Origin of the sequence: Rhizobium sp. rho-13.1 (assembly GCF_007000305.1) — a bacterium.
Lineage (GTDB): Bacteria > Pseudomonadota > Alphaproteobacteria > Rhizobiales > Rhizobiaceae > Rhizobium > Rhizobium rhododendri.
Genome location: NZ_SCFL01000007.1, coordinates 35322 through 57320 on the forward strand (window position 1 = coordinate 35322; position 21999 = coordinate 57320).

The 21999-nt window shown below is 60.6% G+C and carries 19 protein-coding genes; 12 read left to right on the forward strand and 7 right to left on the reverse strand.

Features of this window, described 5'->3' with window-relative positions; translation table 11 throughout:
* Window positions 1–45 precede the first annotated feature (45 nt).
* The 5 genes from EQW76_RS17685 to EQW76_RS17705 all read left to right on the forward strand — a co-directional run bounded on the left by EQW76_RS17685 (window position 46) and on the right by EQW76_RS17705 (window position 5423).
* Window positions 46–609: an acyltransferase gene (locus EQW76_RS17685; protein ID WP_142830180.1), complete on the forward strand. Its 564-nt coding sequence runs from the start codon at window positions 46–48 to the stop codon at window positions 607–609.
* 155 nt (window positions 610–764) lie between these two features.
* Window positions 765–1820 (forward strand): LLM class flavin-dependent oxidoreductase, encoded by a 1056-nt coding sequence (locus EQW76_RS17690; RefSeq protein WP_142830178.1) that lies wholly within the window; start codon window positions 765–767, stop codon window positions 1818–1820.
* 13 nt (window positions 1821–1833) lie between these two features.
* Window positions 1834–2637: an SHOCT domain-containing protein gene (locus tag EQW76_RS17695; protein ID WP_143123042.1), complete on the forward strand. Its 804-nt coding sequence runs from the start codon at window positions 1834–1836 to the stop codon at window positions 2635–2637.
* A 68-nt stretch (window positions 2638–2705) separates the two neighbouring features.
* Window positions 2706–4076, forward strand: coding sequence for an amidase (locus EQW76_RS17700; RefSeq protein WP_143123043.1), 1371 nt, complete (start codon window positions 2706–2708; stop codon window positions 4074–4076).
* Between the two features lie 207 nt (window positions 4077–4283).
* Window positions 4284–5423 (forward strand): adenylate/guanylate cyclase domain-containing protein, encoded by a 1140-nt coding sequence (locus EQW76_RS17705; RefSeq protein ID WP_224128634.1) that lies wholly within the window; start codon window positions 4284–4286, stop codon window positions 5421–5423.
* Here EQW76_RS17705 and EQW76_RS17710 read toward each other — a convergent pair.
* The 4 genes from EQW76_RS17710 to EQW76_RS17725 form a co-directional block, all read right to left on the reverse strand.
* Entirely contained in the window at window positions 5420–7036 is a 1617-nt protein-coding gene (locus tag EQW76_RS17710) for a GMC family oxidoreductase N-terminal domain-containing protein (RefSeq protein ID WP_142830173.1), read from the reverse strand. The genes EQW76_RS17705 and EQW76_RS17710 overlap by 4 nt on opposite strands.
* Window positions 7037–7054: 18 nt before the next feature.
* On the reverse strand, window positions 7055–8272 hold the full coding sequence (locus EQW76_RS17715) for a mandelate racemase/muconate lactonizing enzyme family protein (protein WP_142830171.1): 1218 nt from the start codon (window positions 8270–8272) through the stop codon (window positions 7055–7057).
* Between the two features lie 40 nt (window positions 8273–8312).
* Window positions 8313–9737, reverse strand: a complete 1425-nt coding sequence (locus tag EQW76_RS17720) for an aldehyde dehydrogenase family protein (RefSeq protein ID WP_142830169.1) — start codon at window positions 9735–9737, stop codon at window positions 8313–8315.
* A 135-nt stretch (window positions 9738–9872) separates the two neighbouring features.
* A complete protein-coding gene (locus tag EQW76_RS17725; protein WP_142830167.1) occupies window positions 9873–10781 on the reverse strand; it encodes a LysR substrate-binding domain-containing protein in 909 nt (302 codons plus the stop codon).
* A gap of 223 nt (window positions 10782–11004) precedes the next feature.
* Here EQW76_RS17725 and EQW76_RS17730 point away from each other — a divergent pair, with 223 nt between their 5' ends.
* The 7 genes from EQW76_RS17730 (at window position 11005) to EQW76_RS17760 (ending at window position 18255) form a co-directional block, all read left to right on the forward strand.
* Window positions 11005–12138: an aminomethyltransferase family protein gene (locus tag EQW76_RS17730; RefSeq protein ID WP_142830165.1), complete on the forward strand. Its 1134-nt coding sequence runs from the start codon at window positions 11005–11007 to the stop codon at window positions 12136–12138.
* Window positions 12139–12150: 12 nt separating this feature from the next.
* Window positions 12151–12756 (forward strand): dimethylamine monooxygenase subunit DmmA family protein, encoded by a 606-nt coding sequence (locus EQW76_RS17735; protein ID WP_142830163.1) that lies wholly within the window; start codon window positions 12151–12153, stop codon window positions 12754–12756.
* Window positions 12753–13718: a PDR/VanB family oxidoreductase gene (locus EQW76_RS17740; protein WP_142830161.1), complete on the forward strand. Its 966-nt coding sequence runs from the start codon at window positions 12753–12755 to the stop codon at window positions 13716–13718. Before EQW76_RS17735 ends, EQW76_RS17740 begins: the two co-directional genes overlap by 4 nt.
* Before the next feature lie 21 nt (window positions 13719–13739).
* Complete coding sequence (locus EQW76_RS17745; protein WP_142830159.1) at window positions 13740–14780, forward strand: DUF3445 domain-containing protein; 1041 nt, start codon at window positions 13740–13742, stop codon at window positions 14778–14780.
* A 45-nt stretch (window positions 14781–14825) separates the two neighbouring features.
* Entirely contained in the window at window positions 14826–16163 is a 1338-nt protein-coding gene (locus tag EQW76_RS17750; protein WP_143123044.1) for an NAD(P)/FAD-dependent oxidoreductase, read from the forward strand.
* A 194-nt stretch (window positions 16164–16357) separates the two neighbouring features.
* Window positions 16358–16633 (forward strand): hypothetical protein, encoded by a 276-nt coding sequence (locus tag EQW76_RS17755; RefSeq protein ID WP_142830155.1) that lies wholly within the window; start codon window positions 16358–16360, stop codon window positions 16631–16633.
* A gap of 104 nt (window positions 16634–16737) precedes the next feature.
* Window positions 16738–18255: a histidine kinase dimerization/phosphoacceptor domain -containing protein gene (locus tag EQW76_RS17760; protein ID WP_142830153.1), complete on the forward strand. Its 1518-nt coding sequence runs from the start codon at window positions 16738–16740 to the stop codon at window positions 18253–18255.
* Between the two features lie 27 nt (window positions 18256–18282).
* On the opposite strand, the gene EQW76_RS17765 is transcribed toward EQW76_RS17760, so the two are convergent.
* From EQW76_RS17765 to EQW76_RS17775, 3 genes are all read right to left on the reverse strand, one after another.
* On the reverse strand, window positions 18283–18603 hold the full coding sequence (locus EQW76_RS17765) for a hypothetical protein (RefSeq protein WP_142830151.1): 321 nt from the start codon (window positions 18601–18603) through the stop codon (window positions 18283–18285).
* Between the two features lie 144 nt (window positions 18604–18747).
* Window positions 18748–20196 carry an MFS transporter gene (locus tag EQW76_RS17770; RefSeq protein ID WP_142830149.1) on the reverse strand — a complete coding sequence of 483 codons (1449 nt, stop codon included), beginning with the start codon at window positions 20194–20196 and terminating at the stop codon, window positions 18748–18750.
* 27 nt (window positions 20197–20223) lie between these two features.
* Entirely contained in the window at window positions 20224–21717 is a 1494-nt protein-coding gene (locus EQW76_RS17775; protein ID WP_143123045.1) for an MDR family MFS transporter, read from the reverse strand.
* Between the last annotated feature and the right edge of the window lie 282 nt (window positions 21718–21999).

Below are 21999 nucleotides of genomic sequence, written 5' to 3' on the forward strand. Positions count from 1 at the left end.
TCTTGCCCTAGTGCAATCCTGTCGGGAAGTTTCAAAGGGTTTCGCATGCGCAATTTGGCATTCTTCTACAGGCTCAAGGCGCTGTTCTCGCGCGGTTCGCTTTTTCTGGCGGCTGACATTCGGTTGCCATGGACTGCGAAAATCATCTGGAAACACGGTGCGGTTTCAGTCGGCACCCATAGTGCCATCAGGGACGGAGTGATCCTCGATGCCCAGCACGGCAGCATCGAGATCGGCAACAATGTCTCCTTTAACGACTATACAATCGTTCTTGGCCACGGTGGGGTGCATATCGGCCATGATGTGAGAATTGCCGCGCAGGTGCTGATTACGTCTTTCGAGCACAATTTCGACGATCCGACGCGCCCGATCAGGACGCAAGGCAATACCAACAAGGCCGTCATCATCGAAGACGACGTATGGATCGGCGCGGGTGCCAAGATTCTCGCCGGGGCCCATATCGCCAAGGGTTGCGTGATCGGCGCCAATGCAGTGGTCAAGGGCAAGACATTGCCATTTGGCGTCTACGGCGGCGTTCCGGCCAGGCTATTGAAGATGCGGGGCGGCGAACGACTGGCACAAAACGTCTCTCTCATCAGCCGCAAGTAAACCAGAACTCCGCCGTCTAGATTTTACGATGCGCGGCCAATGCCTGCATCCGGCGCCTTGTCTCGACCCGGTGTCGCCTCCATATGTGATATAGCAAGCCTGCCTTGCGATCGGCCAACGATCGCCGGATTGCGTCTCAAACCAGGAGCAGCGCCATGACCGCCTTGTCCATTCTCGATCTTGTCCGCGTCACCGAGGACACAGATGCCCGCGGCGCTCTCGACAACGCGCGCGATCTCGCAGCGCATGCCGAGACGTGGGGCTATGAGCGCTTCTGGGTTGCCGAGCACCACAACATGATCGGTATCGCCAGTGCAGCCACGTCCGTCGTAATTGGCCACATCGCTGCTGGCAGCAAGACCATCCGGGTCGGCGCCGGGGGCATCATGCTTCCCAACCACTCGCCCTACGTCATCGCCGAACAATTCGGCACGCTCGCCCGGCTGTTTCCAGGCCGCATCGACCTCGGCCTCGGGCGCGCACCCGGCACAGACCAGATGACACTGCGCGCCCTGCGACGCACCAACGAGGCGTCCGAAAACTTCCCACAGGATGTGCTCGAGCTGCAGGCCTTTCTTGCGCCCGCCGGTGATAACCAGCGGATACAGGCAGTACCGGCGGCGGGCACCAACGTCCCGCTGTGGATTCTCGGCTCAAGCAATTTCGGCGCGATGCTCGCTGCAGAATTCGGCCTTCCCTATGCCTTCGCCTCGCATTTTGCGCCTGACATGCTGATGCAGGCCCTGCAGATCTATCGCACCCGCTTCAAGCCATCGGAACAGCTTGCAACGTCGCACGCCATGGTGGGCGTGAACATCATCGGCGCCGAGACGGATGCCGAGGCAAAGCGTCTGGCAACAACGCAACAGATGTCGTTCACAAACATGTTTCGCGGAACGCGTGGCCTCAGCCAACCGCCGATCGACGATATCGAGACTTACTGGTCGCCGAGGGAGAAGGCGCAGGCTATGCAGATGCTGGGCCGGTCGATCGTCGGCTCTCCCGAAACTGTCCGCGCGGGCCTACAGAAGCTGGTGGCCGAGACCGGTGCAGATGAACTGATGATCGTCTCTGATATCTTCGACCATAAGGCACGCCTGCGCTCCTACGAGATAATTGCCGAAGCCGGAAAGGGTCTGGCTGCCGAGCCGCTCGCTGGCAGCGGCAGCGCCTTTCGCGAGCAGAGATACGCCTCCGCAGCATCGCTCTAGGAGGCGCGTCTTGATGAAGCTGACCGAAGAGGGAAACCGCGCCCTGGCCGACATCGCCGGGCGCCATGGCATCAGCCGAGGCGCAGCCGAACATCTGTTGGCTGCGGTCGTGTCTGGCGGAGGGTATCAGGCACAGTTCAACCATCCGGAACTCGGCGGCATGGGGCAATGGTCTACGGGCGGCATGACGATGATCGGCGACATGTTCAACAACCGCCTCAAGGCCCAGGTGGCCGATGTCTGCCGCGACCTTGCCGAACTCAGCCGCGACGGCAGGCTTCAACAACCCGACGTCGCGCATGTTTCGCAACAGGGCCAGACCCACCCGGACCACGCGGGCAATCAGTCATCTACGGGCGGCGGGCATTGGTGGCCGCACGGGCTCGGCGCCGCCGGCTCGACCGGGTCGCAGAACGATATGCGTTACGCAATATTTCCCGCAACCAACCGGCTTGCGATCCGCAAGGACGGTCAGGTGACGATCTACGACACCGGCGATCACCGGATTACCGGCTTTTCCCAGCAGCAGGGCTACGACCAGTCCCTCTCATTTACCTCCCAACACGGGCCGGTGAGCGTCAAGGAGCTACAGGAAGTTCACGCGGGCGGAGAGATTGAAGCAGGCGTCTCGAAATCGGCTTCTGAACCTGCACCGTCAACTGGTCCGGCCCCGCAGCAATCCACCGATGCGCTTTCGGTTTCTCCGGAGCACGACATATTCACCAAGATCGAGCGCCTGGCAGCGCTTCATGCCAAAGGCATTCTGGGTGACGAGGAATTCCACGCCAAGAAACGCGAACTGCTCGACCGCCTGTGAAAACCCCTCTAGTTTGACAGCTGACAATTTGCTGCCCCAATCGGCAAGCCCAGCCTCGAGGATAGATCATGAGCGATGCCACTGCCGGAAAATCCGTGTCCCAGTTGTCTGCGCTGCTGCAAGCCGGTGTGCTTGACCCGCAGACACTCGTCGAGCAGACGTTCGATGCGATCCGAACCTACCCGGACCAGGCGATCTTTGTCAGCCTGAGCGAGGCCCGGGCCAAGGCAGAGGCCGCCGCCGCCTCGCGTCGCATCCGCGAAGGTCGCTCGCTCGGCCTGCTCGACGGCGTACCTATTGCCTGGAAGGATCTGTTTGCCGTCGAAGGCCTTGCAACCACTGCTGGCTCAGTCGTGTTGAAAGATGCTCCCCCGGAGACTAATGACGCCGATGTCGTCACGGCACTTGCCGCAGCCGGGATAGTCAGTGTCGGCCGCGTCAACATGAGCGAGTTTGCCTTTTCCGGCCTCGGCATCAATCCGCATTACGGCACTCCTTACAACCCGGCATCGAGAGACGTTCCGCGCCTGCCCGGAGGTTCGTCATCCGGTTCCGCAGTGGCGGTAGCAGCAGGGCTCGTGCCCGTTGCGATAGGCACCGACACTGGCGGCTCCATCCGCATTCCGGCCGCTTTCAACGGCATCGTCGGCTACAAGGCGACACGCGGGCGATATTCGATGAAGGGCGTCTTTCCCCTGGCAACGAGCCTGGATTCGCTCGGCCCTCTCTGCCGCACAGTCCAGGACGCAGTCTGGATCGATGCAGCGATGCGCGGTCTGACAGCACCTGTAATCACGCGCGGGTCGATCGACGGGCTGGTGTTGATCGTTCCGGAAACAGTCGTCTTCGACGGCATTGAGGATGGAGTTCTGGCGGCGTTCGAGGCCGCACTGGCGCGGCTGGTCAAGGCGGGCGCCGTCGTCAGGCGCCAGGCTTTCCCGATCTTTTCGGAGATTTTCGATCTGCAGCAGCAGCATGGCCCGTTAGTCACCGCGGAGGCCTTCGCACTGCACCGTCACCGCCTAGCGGGAGCCGACACCGACCGTATGGACCGCCGCGTCGTTGCGCGCGCCCGTCTCGGTGCCAATATCAGCATGACCGGCTATATCGACCTGCTCAGTGCCCGCGAGAGGCTGATTGCCGCAATGGCGGCTCTGGTCGGACCGAAGGATATCCTCGTTTTCCCGACGCTTCCGCATGTTGCGCCACCCATCGCATCTGTTCTCAATGACGACGATCTGTTTTTCCAGACGAACGGCAAGACGTTGCGCAATACGCTGATCGGCAATTTTCTGGATGGCTGCGGCATTTCCATTCCCTGCGGGACGGGCGATGCCGGCATGCCCGTGGGGCTGCTTCTCTCGGGCATGCCGCGCACAGACGATCACCTGTTAGGCGTCGGTCTTGCAGCGGAAGCCCTTGTGCGCGAAGAAGGATAGGGCCGCTTTCGTTCAGCCGGCTTTTCAATTGCATGTGCAAAGTCCACACTGGACAGTAAATCGATGCGGCTTTGCTCCATGTGGGCATGCAAGCCAATGACCCAATGGAGTGCCGCCATGTCATCGCCGCAAAACGCTGGTCTCGATTCGAAGCCGCCGGCCGGCCACCTTTCGCTCGCGCATGGGAAAATACTCGAATGGCTGATTATGGAGACCCGGACGCAGCCCTACATCGATAATATCTTTGTCGAGATGTGCGATCGGCTGGTGGCGGAGGGTGTGCCGGTGGCCCGCGCGACCCTGCATTTCAGCACCCGCAATCCGCAATGGCTGGGCGCCCGCATCCTCTGGGAGACCGGCATGACCGAAGCGGAAATCCGGACTTTCGACTATGGCGTCGAATTGACTACGCAATATCTCGGTAGCCCGATGTATGCCATCAGTGAAGGTGCCGACCAGGCGCGCCAGCTGCTGGAGGGCAAGGACGGTAAGGGCGTCTGGCATCCGATCTACGACGATCTGAAGCTGGAGGGATACACAGAGTACGTGGCCTGGCCGATCGACCACACGCACGGAAAACGTCACGTCACAAGCTTTGCGACCAAAAAGCCCGGCGGCTTCAGCGACGCCGACATCGCCGTGCTCAAAGGTCTTATACCGGTGCTGGCGCTTGTAAGCGAAATCCGGTTGAAAAATCGCCTGGCGCGGACGCTGCTCGAGACCTATGTCGGTCCGCATGCCAGCGAGCAAATCCTGGCGGGTGCCACCACGCGGGGCAGCGGCGTCACCGTCGGTGCGGCGATCATGATCTGCGATCTCAGGGATTTCACCAAACTCTCCGATATCTGGCCGCGCGACGATGTGATCGAGCTACTCAATGGCTATTTCGACGCCATGTCCGAGCCCATCGAGAAGTTTGGGGGCGAAATTCTCAAATTCATGGGTGACGGGCTGCTGGCAATCTTTCCGCTGAGCAACCCCGACGCCTGCCGCAACCTCATGCGGGCTATTGCGGAAGCGCAATCCGCCATGACGGCGCTCAACGTCCACAATATGGCACGCGGCTATGAAGCCCTTGGCTACGGCATCGGGGTCCATGTCGGCGATGTCATGTATGGCAATATCGGCTCCAAACGGCGTCTCGATTTCACCGTGATCGGGCCAGCCGTCAACGTCGCCTCGCGGTTGGAAAGCCTGACCAAGGAAATCAAACGCCCTGTCCTGTTGTCGCGCGCCTTCGTGGAGATGGCTAGCTGCTCTGGCGTGCTGGAGAACCTCGGCTCCTATCCGCTGCGCGGTCTGGGCGATCCCATCGACGTGTTCGCCTTCTCGACGGCCTGCGTCTAGCCTCGGATATCCTCAAGAATCATGGCGGCTCCCTTTTCTGCCACCATCATCGTCGGCGCATTGATATTGCCGGCGGTGATCGTCGGGAAAATCGAGGCATCGACAACCCGCAGCCCCCTGAGGCCATGCACCCGCAAGCGCGCATCGACCACCGATCTGCCGCTATCCGGCCCCATCGCGCAGGTGCCGCATGGATGATAGATCGAGCCGCTGTTGGCGCGGAAATAGGCGAGCAGATCCGCATCGCTTTCGACCGCAGCAGAAGGCGAGACTTCCGTGTCGGTGATCTCTGAAAATGACGGCGCCGAGGCTATGCGACGCACAAGGCGGCTGCCCTGCAGGACTTCGGCGACGTCGCGCTCCGTCGACAGGTAGTTCGGCTGGATCAGAGGCGCCCTCGAGGGATCGCTAGAGGCGATCTGCACCTTTCCCCGGCTGGTGGGGCGGCAGGCATTGAAAGCAATCAGAAACCCCGGATAGGGCTCCGGCATGAGCCCGGACTTGGAAGTGGCAGGAATCCGGTAGGAAAGCGGATTGAAATAGAGCTGGATGTTGGGCTTTTCCTCCTGCGGACTGCCACGAAAGAAACCGCCCGCCTGATTGACGCTCATGGCGAAGGGGCCTTTGCGCGTCAGAACATAGCGCAGACCGAGTGCCGCCTGGCCGAATTTACTGCCGAAGACGCCGTTCAGCGTCGGGCGGTTGGCGCGATAGTAGAAGCTGGCGCAGAGATGGTCCTGCAGGTTTGCTCCGACCCCCGGCAGGTGATGCCGCATCTGAATTCCGAGTTGCGTCAAGGAAGCGGCGTCGCCAACGCCCGACATCTGCAAGAGCTTCGGGCTATCGATGGCGCCGGCCGCAAGGATCACCTCCCGGCGGGCCATGAAACGTCGAGACAGACCGTTCTGCACCACCTCGACGCCCTCGACCTTTCCATCGACAGCGAAGAGCAACCGCTGTGCAAAGGCATGGCGCTCTATCGTCAGGTTCGGTCGTCTAAGGGCGGGACGCAGATATTCAGCACTGGAGTGGGAACGCTGGCCGTTGCGGGTGTTGATGTCGTAGACACCGGCGCCTTCGATCGAAGCGCCGTTGAAATCCGGGTTGGCGGGCAAATTCACTTCGCCGCAGGCTTTGAGAAAGGCATCGCTGATCCCGTGGGTCATTCCGCGCATCGGCGTGACGTGGATCGGTCCTTCGCCTCCATGCCACCGGGACGCCCCCTGTGCGTGGGTTTCCAGCTTGCGGAAATAGGGGAGCACGTCACTTGCGCCCCAGCCGGGGTTGCCTGCCGCCTGCCAGTCGTCGAAATCGGCTGCAGCGCCACGCACGAAGATCATGGCGTTGATCGAGCCGGAGCCCCCTTGCACCTTGCCGCGCGGGACATAGATCCGGCGTCCATTCAGTTCAGGCTCCGGTTCCGTCGAATACATCCAGTTGACATCGGGATTGTAGAAGCTCTTGGCGTATCCGACGGGGATCTTGAACCAGAAGGAATTGTCCTTGCCGCCTGCCTCGATGAGCAGCACGCTATACTTTCCGTTTTCGCTGAGGCGGCTAGCCAGGATGCAGCCGGCCGAACCCGCGCCGACGATGACGAAGTCGTAGATCATGGTTTGTCTCTATCGTGATCAGCCACGCGCGGGGGCAAACGCTTTGATATCGGCGGGTTCGGCAGCCATCTGCAAATGCAGACGGTCGCCAGTGTAGGGCGAATGACGCTCGATCACGTCGAGATCCAGCTCGATGCCAAGGCCGGGCTCGCGCGACGGAATGAGATAGCCGTCATCGAACTGCAGCTTGGTCTTCAGCACCTCGGCGTGGAAGCCGCCGAAATCCATGATCGCCTCGTGAATGAGGAAATTCGGGGTGGCCGCCGATAGCTGGATACTGGCGGCAGCACCGACGGGACCGTTGTAGAGATGCGGAGCGATCTGTGCGTAATAGGCCTCTGCCATGCCGGCAATCTTCTTGGCTTCCAGCAATCCGCCGACGCGTGCCACGTTCATCTGCAGGATAGAGGCCGCACCCAGCTGCAGGACGCGCTGAAATTCATACTTCGTGGTCAAGCGCTCGCCGGTCGAAATCGGGATCGACGTAGCACGGGCCACTTCCGCCATCGCGGCCTCCTGGCCGGGCGGCACCGGCTCCTCGAACCATAGCGGATCGTATTTCTCCAGCCGCCGGGCAAGGCGGATGGCGGAGGATGGCACCATCTGGCCATGGGTTCCGAACAGGATGTCGGCGCTGTCGCCGACGGCTTCGCGGATCCTTGCGCAAAAAGTCTCGCAACGAGCCATGACGCCCATGGACAACTGGTGGCCCGAATAATTGGTGTAGGGACCGGCTGGGTCGAATTTGACAGCCGTGAAGCCCTGGTCGACCATGTCCACGGCGCATTCGGCAGCAAGATCGGGGTCGTTGAAATCGAACTCGCCGGCGGCGTTCTTCGGATAGAGATAGGTATAGGCCCGCAGCTTCTCGTTGACCGTGCCGCCCAGGAGATCGGACACCGGGCGACCCGCCGCCTTGCCGATGATATCCCAGCAGGCGATTTCGAGGCCTGAGACGATGCCCATCATCGTCGGGTCCGGCCGCTGGGTGAAACCGCTGGAATAGGCCGCCCGCCAGAAACGCTCGATACGGTGGGGATCGTGATCCAGCAGATAGCGCTGGAAGACGTCGTCTATCAGCGGAACCATGGCCGAGGGGTGGAAGGACGTCGCATAGATCTCCCCGACGCCCTCGATGCCGCATGCCGTCTCGAGCCGGACGAAAATCCAGTACATGCCGCCGACATGGGGCGGCGGTACGGCAACGATATGGGTCTTGAGCGAGGCGATCTTCATGGCGGTTTCCTCAACGATCCAGCGCCGGGATGGCGCGGCGTCAGTGCTTCAGGATGACGAGGCGGGTCTGGGTGAATTCGAGCATGCCGTGCTTGCCGTCGTCGCCGCCAAGGCCGGATTTCTTCCAGCCGGCATGGTAGCCCTGATAGGGATCGGCCGGGAAACGATTGATATAAAGTTCGCCGGCTTCGATCTCACCTGAAGCTTGCATCACCTTGTGGTAGTTCTCGGTGAACAGTACCGAAGAAAGACCGAACTGGTGATCGCTGGCCAACGCCAGCGCCTGTTCGAAGGTCTCATATCTGAGCACTGCCAAGACAGGGCCGAAAACCTCGTCGCGGACGATTTCCATTTGCTGAGTGCATCCGGACAGCAGCGTCGGAGGATAAAAGAAGCCGGGGCCTTCCGGCAGCACGCCACCCGTCTCCAGCGTCGCGCCCTCCGCCTGCGCCCGTTCGACCATTGCATGTAGTTTTTCCCGGGCGGCGGCTGTCGCCAGCGGCCCCATTGAGCCGGCATCGACGGCGCGATTGCCGAAGCTGCGAGCCGCAAAGCCCACGCGCAGCTTTTCAAGAAGTGCGTCATGCACCGACGCATGGATATAGAGCCGCTCGGCCGCAGTGCAGATCTGGCCGCAATGGGCGGTCTTGGCGGTGATGATCGCAGCTGCCACGGCGTCGAGATCGGCATCAGGTTCGACGATGACAGGTGTCTTGCCGCCGAGCTCCAGAGACGGTTTGGCGATATTGGTTTTGCAGAAATCGAGCACCGCCTGGCCAGCAGCGACGCTACCGGTCAGTGTGATCATGCCGACGGCAGGCTGGGTGCAGAGCGTCCGGCAGACGTCATGGCTCATGGCCATGATGTTGACCAGGCCGGGCGGCAGGTCGGCGTCAAGTATCGCGTCGGCAAACGCAAAGGCGGAGGTCGGCGTGGTGTTGCTGGGGCGAACCACCACGGCGTTTCCGGTGATCAGCGCGGGCGCAATCTTGCGCACCAGCGTGTAGATCGGAAAATTGAACGGGATCAGGCAGGCGACGACACCGATCGGCTCACGCTTCAGCAGCAGGGTCTCGTTGGGCGTATCGCTCTCGATGATCTCGCCTTCGACGCGGCGCGCCCACTCCGCATGGTAGCGCATAAGCTCGGCACCGTAGATCGCCTCGCCGGTCGCGTCGGCAAGACTTTTGCCGGATTCGCGTGCCAAGGCTTCGCCGATCTGCCTTGCGTGTTTCTCGATCGCATCGGCCAGACGGCGCAGGGCGTCGCCGCGCTGGATCGCCGGCAAGACCCGCCACAGCTTCTGTGCTGCCGCTGCCTGTGCAACGGCATCGATGACAGTCTCTTCGTCGGCTTCGGCTACAGCTGCAAAAACGGCGCCATCGGCAGGATTGCGGACCTCGATCCGCGAGGCCGTCGTCGGCTCGCAAAATTGGCCCCCGATGAAATTGCGGTAGTGCTGCATCTTCCGTCCCCGATATCGCGACAAAGCGTCGGAGGTCGACGCCATCCTCGCCATTCGACCGGCAGGTTAGGACGCGCGCAAGCGTGTTATTGTCGGGCAAAGCATTCCAAAATGGAATGCTTCCAACGGCAACAGTCAGACCCTGGCGCCAGTCAGCGAGAGTTCGTCGAACAGCCACTGCCTGAAGGCCTTGAGATGGTTGCCTCCGGCGACGCCCGCCCTTTCGACAAGCCAATAGGATTCATGGCCCTCGATCTCGACATCGGACAATTGCACGAGCCTGCCGTCTGCAAGGTATTCGCCGACCATGAAGCGATCGACCACGGCGACGCCGAGGCCATTGCAGGCGGCTTCGATCACCAGATCCAGCAGATCGAATTCGAGGCCGCCGCTCGTGTCGATATCCGCAAGGCCTGCGGCATCCAGCCAGTGCTGCCAGGTCATATAGCGCCGGTCTGGGGAGGCGAGGACGTGCAGAAAGGTGAGGCCGGAGAAGTCCATGGGAGACGTGTCGCGCCGCCCGTTCAGCAATGTCGGTGCGCAGACGGCGATATGGCGTTCGGTCATCAGGAGATGGGCATTCAGCATCGGCCACTCGCCATCGCCGAAGCGGATCGCGCAGTCGAGCAGACTGCGCTCGGCAAGGCTGTCGCGCAGTTCCGTGCCGATGCTGATCCCGACGTCCGGAAGTGCCACGCGCAACCGTCCCATCCGCGGCATCAGCCAACGCTTGGCAAAGGTCGGTGGCACATTGATGCGCAGACGATTGCCGGCGCTCTTGTCGACGATGCCGCGCACGGCCAGTTCGACGCTGTGAAAGGCATGCTGCAGGGTGGAAAACAGCGCAACGCCCGCCGGCGTCAGTTCCAGGTCATGATGACGCCGGATGAGGAGCGGTTCGCCGAGTTGGTCCTCCAGGTTTCGCACCTGTCGGCTGACGGCACTCTGGGTAAGATTGAGCCTTGCGGCTGCTTTGGTGAAACTGCGCGTCTGGCCGACGACCTCAAACACCTTCATGGCGGACAATGCCGGCAGTTTGCGCATGCGCTGGTTTCCATCCAATCTGCGATCGACCTTCAATAGCACTTTATGCCAGCCAAAAAAGTTGAGATCGCCTGAGCACGACAGCAATCCGCCAGCAGGTGGTTTCCCACGATAGCTCCAACATTGTCTCGCGGGGTGTCCAGATTACCCTTGCCGTTCGCGTCCACACACATATAATCAGGAATAATTATTTCCACATAGTGAAATATTGAAGGGGAATGGCATGGCTTTGAGTTGGCGATTTTCTGCGCTCGCGGACCGGCATCGGGCGCTCGGATCCAAGCTCGAGGACTGGAGCGGCATGGGAACCGCCTGGACCTACGACAAGGATATCTACGAGGAACACATCGCCATCCGCACAAAGGCGGGCCTCATGGATGTGTCGGGACTGAAGAAGGTCCACCTCGTCGGTCCGCACGCGATTGCAGTGCTAGAATACATCACCACCCGCGACATGAGCAAAATCTATCCGGGCCGCTCGGTCTATGCCTGCATGCTCAACGATCGCGGCCATTTCACAGACGACTGTATCGTCTATCGCACCGGCCCGAACTCCTGGATGCTGGTGCACGGTTCGGGAACCGGTCACGAGGAGATCACGAAACAGGCCGCAGGCCGCAATTGCGCTGTGCTGTTCGACGACGACCTCCACGACCTGTCGCTGCAGGGGCCGCTTGCCGTCGACTACCTGTCGAAATATGTGCCGGGCATCCGCGAGCTCAAATACTTTCACCACATGCAGACGACGCTGTTCGGGGCGCCCGTGATGATCTCTCGCACCGGCTATACCGGCGAACGGGGCTATGAGCTTTTCGTTCGCGGACAGGATGCCGGGATGATCTGGGACCGGATCGTCGACGAGGGCAAGGAGATGGGCATCATCCCCTGCTGCTTTAGTGTTCTCGACATGCTGCGTGTCGAAAGCTACCTGCTGTTCTTCCCCTACGACAATTCGCAGATGTACCCGTTCGACAATGAGCAGCCGGGCGACAGCCTGTGGGAGCTGGGGCTCGATTTCACCGTCAGCCCCGGCAAGGTGGGCTTTCGAGGCGCCGAGGAGCATGCGCGTCTCAAGGGCAAGGAGAGGTTCAAGATTTTCGGCCTGCTGGTCGATGCGGATGGCCCGACCGATCTCGGCGACGAGGTCTGGGCCGACGGTCGCAAGGTCGGGGTCATAACCTGCCCCAGCTATTCCAAGCTGACCAACCGATCCATGGCGATCATGCGCGTCGAAGTGCCTTATGCGTCGCAGGGCGTGAAGCTCGAGGTCAAGGGCAAGACTGTCAATGCGCCGGCGATTGCCCACACCATCACCTTCGACGATCCGGAGAAAAAGAAGCGGACGGCGAAAGATTGAGGGGCGAGCCCGATGCTGGTTGCAGGGATCAAGAGCAGACCGGAATATAAGGGGCTCGACATCGACCCCCATGCGAAGCGCCACCTCTTTGTGCTTGAGGGCGAAGGCGCATTGGCTCTTCTCGATCGCGCCGGGAGCGATGGCGGGGCATTTCTACCGAGGGCCGAAATCCTTTATCTGCCGGGTGGCTCGGCTGGCCAGAGCCACGTCGCCGATCTCGCAGCACTTGGCGCCGACGTCACCTGGACGGCCGCCGGCTTGCAGCCGCTGCTGGGGCGTCTTCGCGTCTGCCTCGACAATGCGACCATGGGGATGCGGATCTACATCGCCGGGACGGAAGGCTTTATTGGTCAGGCGATCCAGGTGGCCCTCGATTTCGGCGTCGACTTCAACTCGCTGAGGACGGAGCATCGGGGATCGCTGGCCCGGCGTGTGCAGTGCGTCCATTGCAAGGGCGTGACCGACAACGTCACCACGACGCCCTTCGTCTGCTCGCACTGCGGCCTGAAGCTTCTCGTTCGCGACCATTATTCGCGACGGCTCGGCGCTTTCCAGGGCGTCAACGTCGATGCCGAAGAGCCGGGCACTGCACCGGAGCCGGAGGAAATTTTCCTGTGAGCATCAACACAGAGATGACCGTCCAAGTGACAGCCGTGACGCAGGTGGCGGCAGCGGTCAAAACCTTCCGGCTGGAGCGGCCCGACGGCGCCCCTTTGCCGGTGTTTTCGGGCGGTTCGCATATTGTCGTCTCAATGAACGACGGCGAGCAGCTGCGGCGCAATCCCTATTCGCTGATGTCGTCACCGGACGATACATCAGGGTATGAAATCAGCGTGCTGCGGGTAGCCAATTCGCGCGGCGGCTCGGCGTTTCTCCACGACAGGCTTCGCGTAGGCGACCAGCTCACGATCAGCCAGCCGGTCAACCTCTTTCCCGTCGATCATCGCGGCCGCAAGCATATCCTGTTTGCCGGCGGCATCGGCATCACGCCGTTTCTGGCGATGATGGAGCAGTTTACGCGCGATAACGCCGCCTTCGAACTGCACTATGCCATGCGCTCTCGCGAACACGGTGCCTTCTGGCAGCAACTGCTTGAGCGCTACGGACCGCGCAAGGTCAAACTCTACTTCGACGACGAGAAAAGACTCATTCCGGTGGAGACGATCGTCGATAACCAGCCTCTCGGCACGCATCTCTATGTCTGCGGACCCTCCGGCATGATCGACGGTGTGCTGCTGACGGCGCTGGAGGCCGGCTGGCCGAAGGAAAACCTGCATGCGGAGCGCTTTCTTGCACCTCCTGCCGGCCTGCCGTTCCAGGTGATGCTGGCAAAGGCAGATCGGGCGATCACGGTCGGTGAGCATCAGAGCATCCTCGAGGCGGTGGAGGCTGCTGGCTGCGAGGCGCCCTACATGTGCCGCGGCGGGGCCTGCGGGCAGTGCGAAACCGTCGTCCTCTCCAGCGATGGCGAACTCGAGCACAACGACGTCTACCTCTCGGACGCGGAAAAGGCCGAGGGGCGGAAAATCATGATCTGCGTGTCGCGCTTCAAGGGCCAGCAACTGTTGCTTCAACTTTAGCCTCGAGGAAGGATCGGACGGATGACCATCAAGTTCAGGCAGGAAACATTCCGGGACGATTTCACCTTTCGCAACAGCCCGGAAAACATTCGCCGATTTCCATTTCCCTTCGACCGGGACGCCTACATGTACGCGGTCAACATGGAACCGCACGTGCGAGGGCCGGCCAATAGCGTCTTTGAAAACCTGATCGACGTCGACGAACATTACGTCGCCGAGATGCATGACCGGGCGCTGGTGCTGAAGGAGGATCCGCTGCGGTGCCAGGCACTGCCGCATATGATGACGGCCCAGTGGGATACGCTGGAACTGATCATGGAGCACCAGGCCTCCGATTATCCGGAGCATTTCTCCCTCACCAAAGACGGTGACAAGTGGCGCTGGATAAATCGGCCGCTCGGCATCGATGACAGCTTCACCTTCGGCGATGCCTCGACCCTCCCCTATCAGCCGATGGAATATATCACCCGCCAGGCGCAGGGCGATTTCTGCATTGTCGATCAGCGCGACGGCAATCTCTGGATGGATGCCGGCATGGTCACGACGCAGGCCGACTGGTCGCTCGATTTCGACATCGGCATGAACTTCATGGAATGGCATGGCCCGGTGCCGCTGGCCCACCAGATCGGCGTCTTCGAGCGGGCGCTGAAGTTCCTCCTGAACCTGCAGCAGGGCAAGCCGACGCGGCGGCTGAACTGGACGATGACGGTCAACCCGCGCCTCGACACCAGCCCGGAGAATTACCACAAATGGGGGCCTGACCGCCTGACGGTCACGCCGGAAAACGTCGGCCGGAAAATGCATCTTCGCGTCGAGCTGCAGAGCCTCTGGCGCCTGCCCCGCTCTAACGCCATCCTGTTCGTGATCCGCTGCTATCTCATCAGCCTCGATGAACTGGTCACCGTGCCTAAATGGGCACGCCGCCTGCCGCGTGTGCTGGCGAGCCTGCCGCCCGAGATCGTCGACTACAAGGGTCTGACGCGCAATCGCCCGATCATGATCGACTGGCTCAGCACCTACGATGACGGAGCGCCGACCAGCCCGGGCATTTTTCCGGACTGACCGACCGATCATACCAAGCAGATCAATAAAAATGAGGGAACTGACATGACGAGAGTTGCCGTGATCGGCGCCGGACCATCGGGACTGGCGCAACTGAGAGCGTTCCAATCGGCCGCAGCGAAAGGCGCAGAAATCCCCGAAGTCGTCTGCTTCGAGAAGCAGGCGGATTGGGGCGGCTTGTGGAACTACACCTGGCGCACCGGGCTCGACGAATATGGCGAACCGGTGCACGGCAGCATGTACCGCTATCTATGGTCGAACGGCCCGAAGGAATGCCTGGAGTTTGCCGATTATTCCTTCGAGGAACACTTCGGCAAGCCTATCGCCTCATACCCGCCGCGCGCCGTGCTCTGGGACTATATCAAGGGTCGCGTAGAGAAAGCCGGCGTCCGCGACTGGGTGCGTTTCAGCACGCCCGTGCGGATGGTGACCTTCGACGAGGTGAGTAAAAAATTCACGGTGACAGCCCATGACCGCGTCAACGACCGGATGTATGACGAGGTCTTCGACTATGTCGTGGTGGCATCAGGCCATTTCTCGACGCCTAATGTTCCCTATTTCGAGGGGGTCGCCAGCTTCGGCGGTCGTGTCATGCATGCCCATGACTTTCGCGATGCGCTGGAGTTCAAGGACAAGGATATCCTCATCGTCGGTCGCAGCTATTCGGCCGAGGACATCGGCTCGCAGTGCTGGAAATATGGCGCCAAATCGGTCACCGTCAGCTATCGCAGCAAGCCCATCGGCTTTGCGTGGCCGCAGCGTTTCGAAGAGAGGCCGCTGCTACAGAGGCTGGACGGCAAGACAGCACATTTCAAGGACGGCACCACGAAGGAAGTCGACGCGCTGATCCTATGCACCGGCTACCTACACCATTTTCCGTTCCTGCCCGACAGCCTGCGCCTGAAGACTGCAAACCGCCTGTGGGCCGACGATCTCTACAACGGCATCGTCTATGAAAAAAACCCGCAGCTCTTCTACATCGGCATGCAGGACCAGTTCTACACGTTCAACATGTTCGACGCGCAGGCCTGGTACGCTCGCGACATTATCCTCTGCCGCATCGCATTGCCGGACGCAGACGGGATGAAAGCACATTTCGACACATGGCGTGCCCGCGAGGAAGGGCTCGAGGACGCCGAGCAGATGATCTGGTTCCAGGGCGACTACGTCAAGGAGCTGCTTGCCGCCACAGATTACCCCGATTTCGATATCGAGGGCGTCAACCGGACTTTCATGGAATGGGAGCATCACAAGGCAGAAAGCATCATGAGCTTCCGTGACAACGGCTATCGCTCGCTGATGACCGGAAATATGGCCCCGAAGCACCACACGCCCTGGATCGAGGCCATGGACGACAGCCTCGAAGCGTATCTGCGGAACTAGGTTGCCCCACGAAATCTGCTGATTTCAGGAAGGGCCAGTATCCAAAATTGGCCCTTCTCTGGTGGCAACTTGACAACCAAAGACGCAGCTTTGGACGCTCGCCTGTTTACTCTTTACTTACCAAGAAAGCAGACCACATCGAACTACCTCAGGATGCAAGCGTTTCCTTACTACAGTCTTGAGGAGTTCTCATTATGACTTTGTCAAACATCCCGTTCATTGGTATCGGTTTCCTCGCCTGCGGATTCGTCGGCTTCGCGGGCATTGCAATCGCCCTGAACGAGCATTTCGATCTGTTTGCCATTATCCTTTGCTGGTACATCGTCATGATATCCTTCGCCGCATTCGCGCTTCGAAGAGGTGCCCGCCGCCGGTCGATTTTCCGCTTTCTAACCTTGGCGTCTGCCAAGGCGTGGCGTCATCGCCAGGTTGGCAAAGGCGGCCAGAACTTCAAACATGTTTCAACTTAACTTGCTCTTCCAGCCCTGTGACGTCGCGTGTTAGAACGTTCCAGCAAGCGATTTGCACGGGGAGATTTCGCGGAGTGGATGGTCCTGAGCGACGGATAGCTCGGTTGACGTCAAAGTCGGCCGTAGTGCTCGTCAGCCTGTTTCTTGTTGCCGTCCTGAGCCTCTCCGGCCTCATGATCTGGCAAAACTACAAGGCCACGATAGCGGCCGGCGAAGCTCGGGCGCAATCCTCTGCCCACGTGGTTGCCGCTCATCTGCAATGGATGATTGAAGCCAGCGACCAGGCGCTGAGGCGCATCGATGCAAAGCTCGACGAACAGCCGATCGAGTCCAACGCCAATACGATTTCCGACATCTCGCAGGCGGTTGGTGATCTGCCCTCCGGGTTTCAATATTCCGTCTACGATCAAAACGGCGCGCTGCGTCTTTCGAGCGTACGGCAGGCAACGGGCATCACGGTGGCCGATCGCGAGTATTTCCAGCAGTTGAAGGCCGGTCGGGAAGTGGTCATTTCCGAGCAGTTGCAGGAGCGGCTGAGTGGGAAGCAGGTTTTCATCATTGCAAGACGCATCGAGCGCGACGGGCAGTTCCACGGCGTGGCGAGCATTGCCATTCCGACCGAGAAGCTCGACGAGTTCTGGAACTCCATGGAACTCGGACCGAAATCGAGCGTCGGCGTGATCCGCTCCGACGGATGGCTGGTGGCGCGCCACCCGACCTTCGACAAGCCGATGGATTTCAGCCAGACTCCGCTTTTCACGGTCCACCTCCCGAAAAGTCCGCAAGGCTATTATCGCAGCGGCGCCTCGCCGGTGGATGGCGTGGCGCGGATCGTCGGTTACTGGCATGTGGATGGATGGCCGCTGATCGCCACTGCGGGTATAGATACCGCGCAGACGTTGCAGATGTTCTGGTCAGGCCTCGACACGCAACTCATCTTCGGGCTGCCGATCATCCTGATGATCATCGCAAGCGCCATCTGGATTGTCGCCTTGTTGAATGCCTTTGCCGAACGCAACGCCGTTCTCGAGCGGCTGCTGGAGCGCAACCAGTTTCTGTTCCGGGAAATTCATCATCGCGTGAAGAACAACCTGCAGGCCGTATCGGCGCTGATCCGCCTTCAGCCTATCTCCAAGGAGGCGCGCGGCGATATGGAACGGCGGATCGCAGCCATGATTGCGGTTCACGAACAGATCTACCAGACGGACCAGTTCGACCGTGTCGATGTCGCCCCCTATACGGAGCGACTGGTCGGGGAGATCGCCGCCTCCTACGACGCGGCGGTCACGATCGAAACACGGCTTACCTCAATTTCCGTGGACCGTGACCAGGCTCTCCCTATCGGCATGATCATCAACGAGGTGGTCTCAAACGCCTTCAAATACGCCTTTATCGGCCGCTCCGACGGGCATCTCGTTGTGGAACTGGAAAGCGAAAGCGACGGTATGGCAGTTCTGACAGTGCGTGACGATGGGCCCGGCATCGATCCGGAACTGACGCACAAGGGCATGGGCAGCCGGCTGATCACTGGTTTCGTTGCCCAGATCAATGGTACTTTTTCCTATGAGAATGCGAACGGAACCGCATTCACCATGCGCTTTCCGGCAAATCCACTCTCGTGAACCTGAGCGTGCCTCCAGCCACAGGCGTCAGTTAAAGACGGCGCGGTATCCCTGGCTCGAGACGCAGGACATATATTTCATGCGTGCCGCAGCCTCTGCCTGGCTTTCCTGGGCCGGCACCTCGCTTGGCAACACTCCTGGGCCATTCATGCGGGCGCGGTAGGCAAATTCTTCCTTCTGCCGGTCGTAGGCAGCGTCGGCATCGCCAACGCACATGACATGCACCACCCCGGGAAACTGCGCCGGGGTACCGACCGGCAGCAGGAGGGGTTTGCCGATATGATCTACGCAGGCGGACAAGGAGATGGCAACGCTCAAGATGGCGAGCAGACGGTGGTGGCTTTTCATCATGCGTCCAGAGATTTCGGCGTGAACTGATCGGTGGCGGACCCTATCGCCCGCAAGCTTGCCGCAGGCTTGTTCCGAGCGACGGCGCAGCAATTATCATCCGATTATCTTCGGTGCCGGCAACGACAGGGCACATAGCGATCGTCACTTGCCCTGCGCCGGTTTCCTGGAAACATTTGCCCCGGCATCGGGAGCGAGACGCCAGCAGTCGACGGTGGCCAACAGCGCCACGAGACCAAGCAGGACGAAGGCAAGGCGGAACTCGATGGCCGGCAGGGCCAGACCCAGCGGGGGTGCCAAGACCTGACCGATGCGAATACCGATGGCACCGAGTGCAATGCCCATGCCCATCGTCAGCTGGAAGGCGGTGCTGAACAGCGTGTTGGCGCCAGTCATCTGCGGCTTGGGAATATCTGCGAAGGCGATGGTATTGAGAGCCGAGAAATGCATCGAGCGGCACATCCCGCCGATAAACAGCACGGGGATGATAAACGCCAACGACGATGTCGGCGAGAACAGCGCGCAGGCGGCGATGAAGAGCGCATTGAGGATGCCGTTGACCAGCAGCACACGGCGGAAGCCGTATCGTCGCAAGATCGGCGTCGTTGCGGGCTTTATCAGGAGATTGCCGGCAAAGACCGCAAGCGTCATCATCCCCGCCTCGAAGGCACCAAGCCCGAACCCGACCTGGAACATCAGCGGCAGCAAAAACGGCACCGCGCCGATCGCCATGCGAAACAGCGAGCCCCCCCACAAGGCGACGGCAAATGTCGGCTTGCTCAGGCCTGAAAAATCGATCAGCGGGTGGGCGCTACGACGGAAGTGGAGAATTGCCACGGTCAGCAGAACAAGTCCTACCGCCAGATAGGTGCCTGCTGACAGCCATTCCGGCTTTGCTCGACCAATCAGTTCCAGACCATACATCACAGACGCCAGGCCAAAACCGCTGGCGACGAAGCCGGTCCAGTCGAAGGGCCGCTTCTCCTGATGCTGCCCCTTGGGAATCAGAATCAGGGCAAAGACGAAGGCAAGGATGCCGAGCGGCAGATTGAGGAAGAAGATCCAGCGCCAGCTGGCATGATCGGTGAGGAACCCGCCAAGCGGCGGGCCGAGCACGGGGGCCACCAGCGCAGGCCAGGTAATCGTCGCGATGGCCGAAATCAGCTTTTCTTTCGGCGTGTTGTTGAGCACAAGCAACCGGCCCACCGGCACCATCATCGCACCGCCGATACCTTGCAGGATCCGCATGGCAACGAACGTCCCGATGCCCTCCGCAAATCCGCAGAGTACGGATGCCAGCGTGAAGACGACCACGGCAGACGAGAACACCAGCCGTGCGCCAAACCGGTCGCTGATCCAGCCGCTGATGGGAATGAAGATGCCGAGCGTCAACAGGTAGGCGCTCATGCCGATATTGAGATCGACGGGCCGTACGCCAAAGGACGTGGCCATCTGCGGCAGGGCAGTGGCGATCACCGTGCCATCGAGGTTTTCCATGAAGAACGCGCCGGCGACCAGCAGTGCAAGCAGCAGCGACCGTGCTTTCGGTGCTTCTGCGAGATCGGTCTTTTGCCGCGTCGATACGTCTGCCATTCAACAACTCCGGGCCGGCTTTGCCGATCAGTGTGATATCGCTTCCTTCGCATCGACCTTCGCCGCTGCGCCACCGGCGCGATGGCTGACCGGAATGAGCCAGGTGGTGAGAAATGTCAAAGCAGCGACCACGAAGACCCCCCAGAAACTCCAGTGCAGCGCAGAATTGAAAACGGCCCTGATGGCAGGATTGGAAGAAAGATCTGAGAGGCCGGTCGGCTGGTTCAAGACGTCATGAAGCTTCTCGGCTAGCGCTCCGCTGCCGAAGTGGGCAATGCCGAGATTGAGGATCGAACCTAGCGCCGTGGCGCCAAGCGTATTGCCGAGGCTGCGTGAAAACAGGATCGAGGCCGTTGCACTGCCGCGCTCCGACCAGTCGACGCTGTCCTGCACCAGAACGATGCTGGTGAGGCTGATCAATCCCATTCCGAAGCCCATCAAAAAAGCGCCGACACCGGCGGGTATGGGGGTGCTTTCGGGGGTCAGGAACAGCAGGAATATCGCCCCGAACGGAAACAGCAGGCTGCCGACTCTCAAGGTGCGGCGGATACCGAAAGCGCGAAACAGTTTTGGCGACATCACCACCGCCAGGGGCCAGCCGACGATCAGCATCGTCAGCGTGAAACCTGCCTCGAGTGAAGAGCGGCCGAGCACACCCTGGACGTATATCGGCAGCACCGTCGTGAGCCCGATCAACGCCATGCCGGCCAGCAGCGTCGCGGCATTGCTGGTGGCGATCAGTCGCCGGCTCCAAAGGGCGATCGAAATCAACGGCTCCGGCGCCCGTCCTTCCTGAAGCAGGAACAGCACGCCAGAGACAAGGAACAGCAGGCCAAAGCCGCCGAGGACGGCGGCGCTGGCATCGGTTTCTGTCAGGATAAACAGCAACGAAACGATGGAAACAGAAAACAGCAACGTGCCGAGATAATCGATGTGGACCACGCGAGGCTCGATCTTCTCCTTCAGGAAAAGCACGAACCCGGCAATAGTCAGCACGCCGAGCGGCAGGTTGATCCAGAAGATCCAGGCCCAGGAGAGATGATCGACGATAAGCCCGCCGGCAAGAGGTCCGACCACAGCCGAGATAGCCCAGACGCTGGCAAGCACGCCCTGGACCTTGGCACGCTCCTCGAGCTTGTAGAGATCGCCGACAACTGTCGTGGTCACGGGCTGGATGGCGCCGGCACCGACACCCTGGACAAGTCGGAAGACGATCAGCGAAGTCATCGACCAGGCGAAACCGGCAAGTGCGGAGCCAAGGAGGAAGATCAGGATGCCAACGATCAGGATCGGCTTGCGGCCAAAAATATCCGACAGCTTGCCATAGATCATTGTTGTCGTAGACTGGGCGAGCAGGAAGGCCGAAAATACCCAGCTGTAGTAGGTGAAGCCGCCCAACTCACCGACGATGCGCGGCATCGCGGTAGCGACGATGGTCGCCTCGATCGCCACCATAAAAGTCGCAAGCACGATGGCGCCGACAACCAGCGGCCGCTTCGATGGATCGACGAAGTCGGTCATCGACATTCCTTTCTCACGCATACGTCCGGATGAACACGGCGGGTGACCTGTCTACGGCATCGCGTTCACAATGGATTTTTAGTAGTTTAATAGGAGGAAAGGCAGGCGAATCTCCTCGTCAATAGGCCTGCCAGAGCGTGTAGGGCATTGAATATTTCCTGGTCTCGAAGTCAAGATCGCAAGCCGGACAAAAGCAAGGGAGACTTCATATTTTCAGCTTCCGACGACCGGTCGCGGGACCTCTTGGCCATCGATGCCCGCGATTGACAGCGCCCCGTCGCC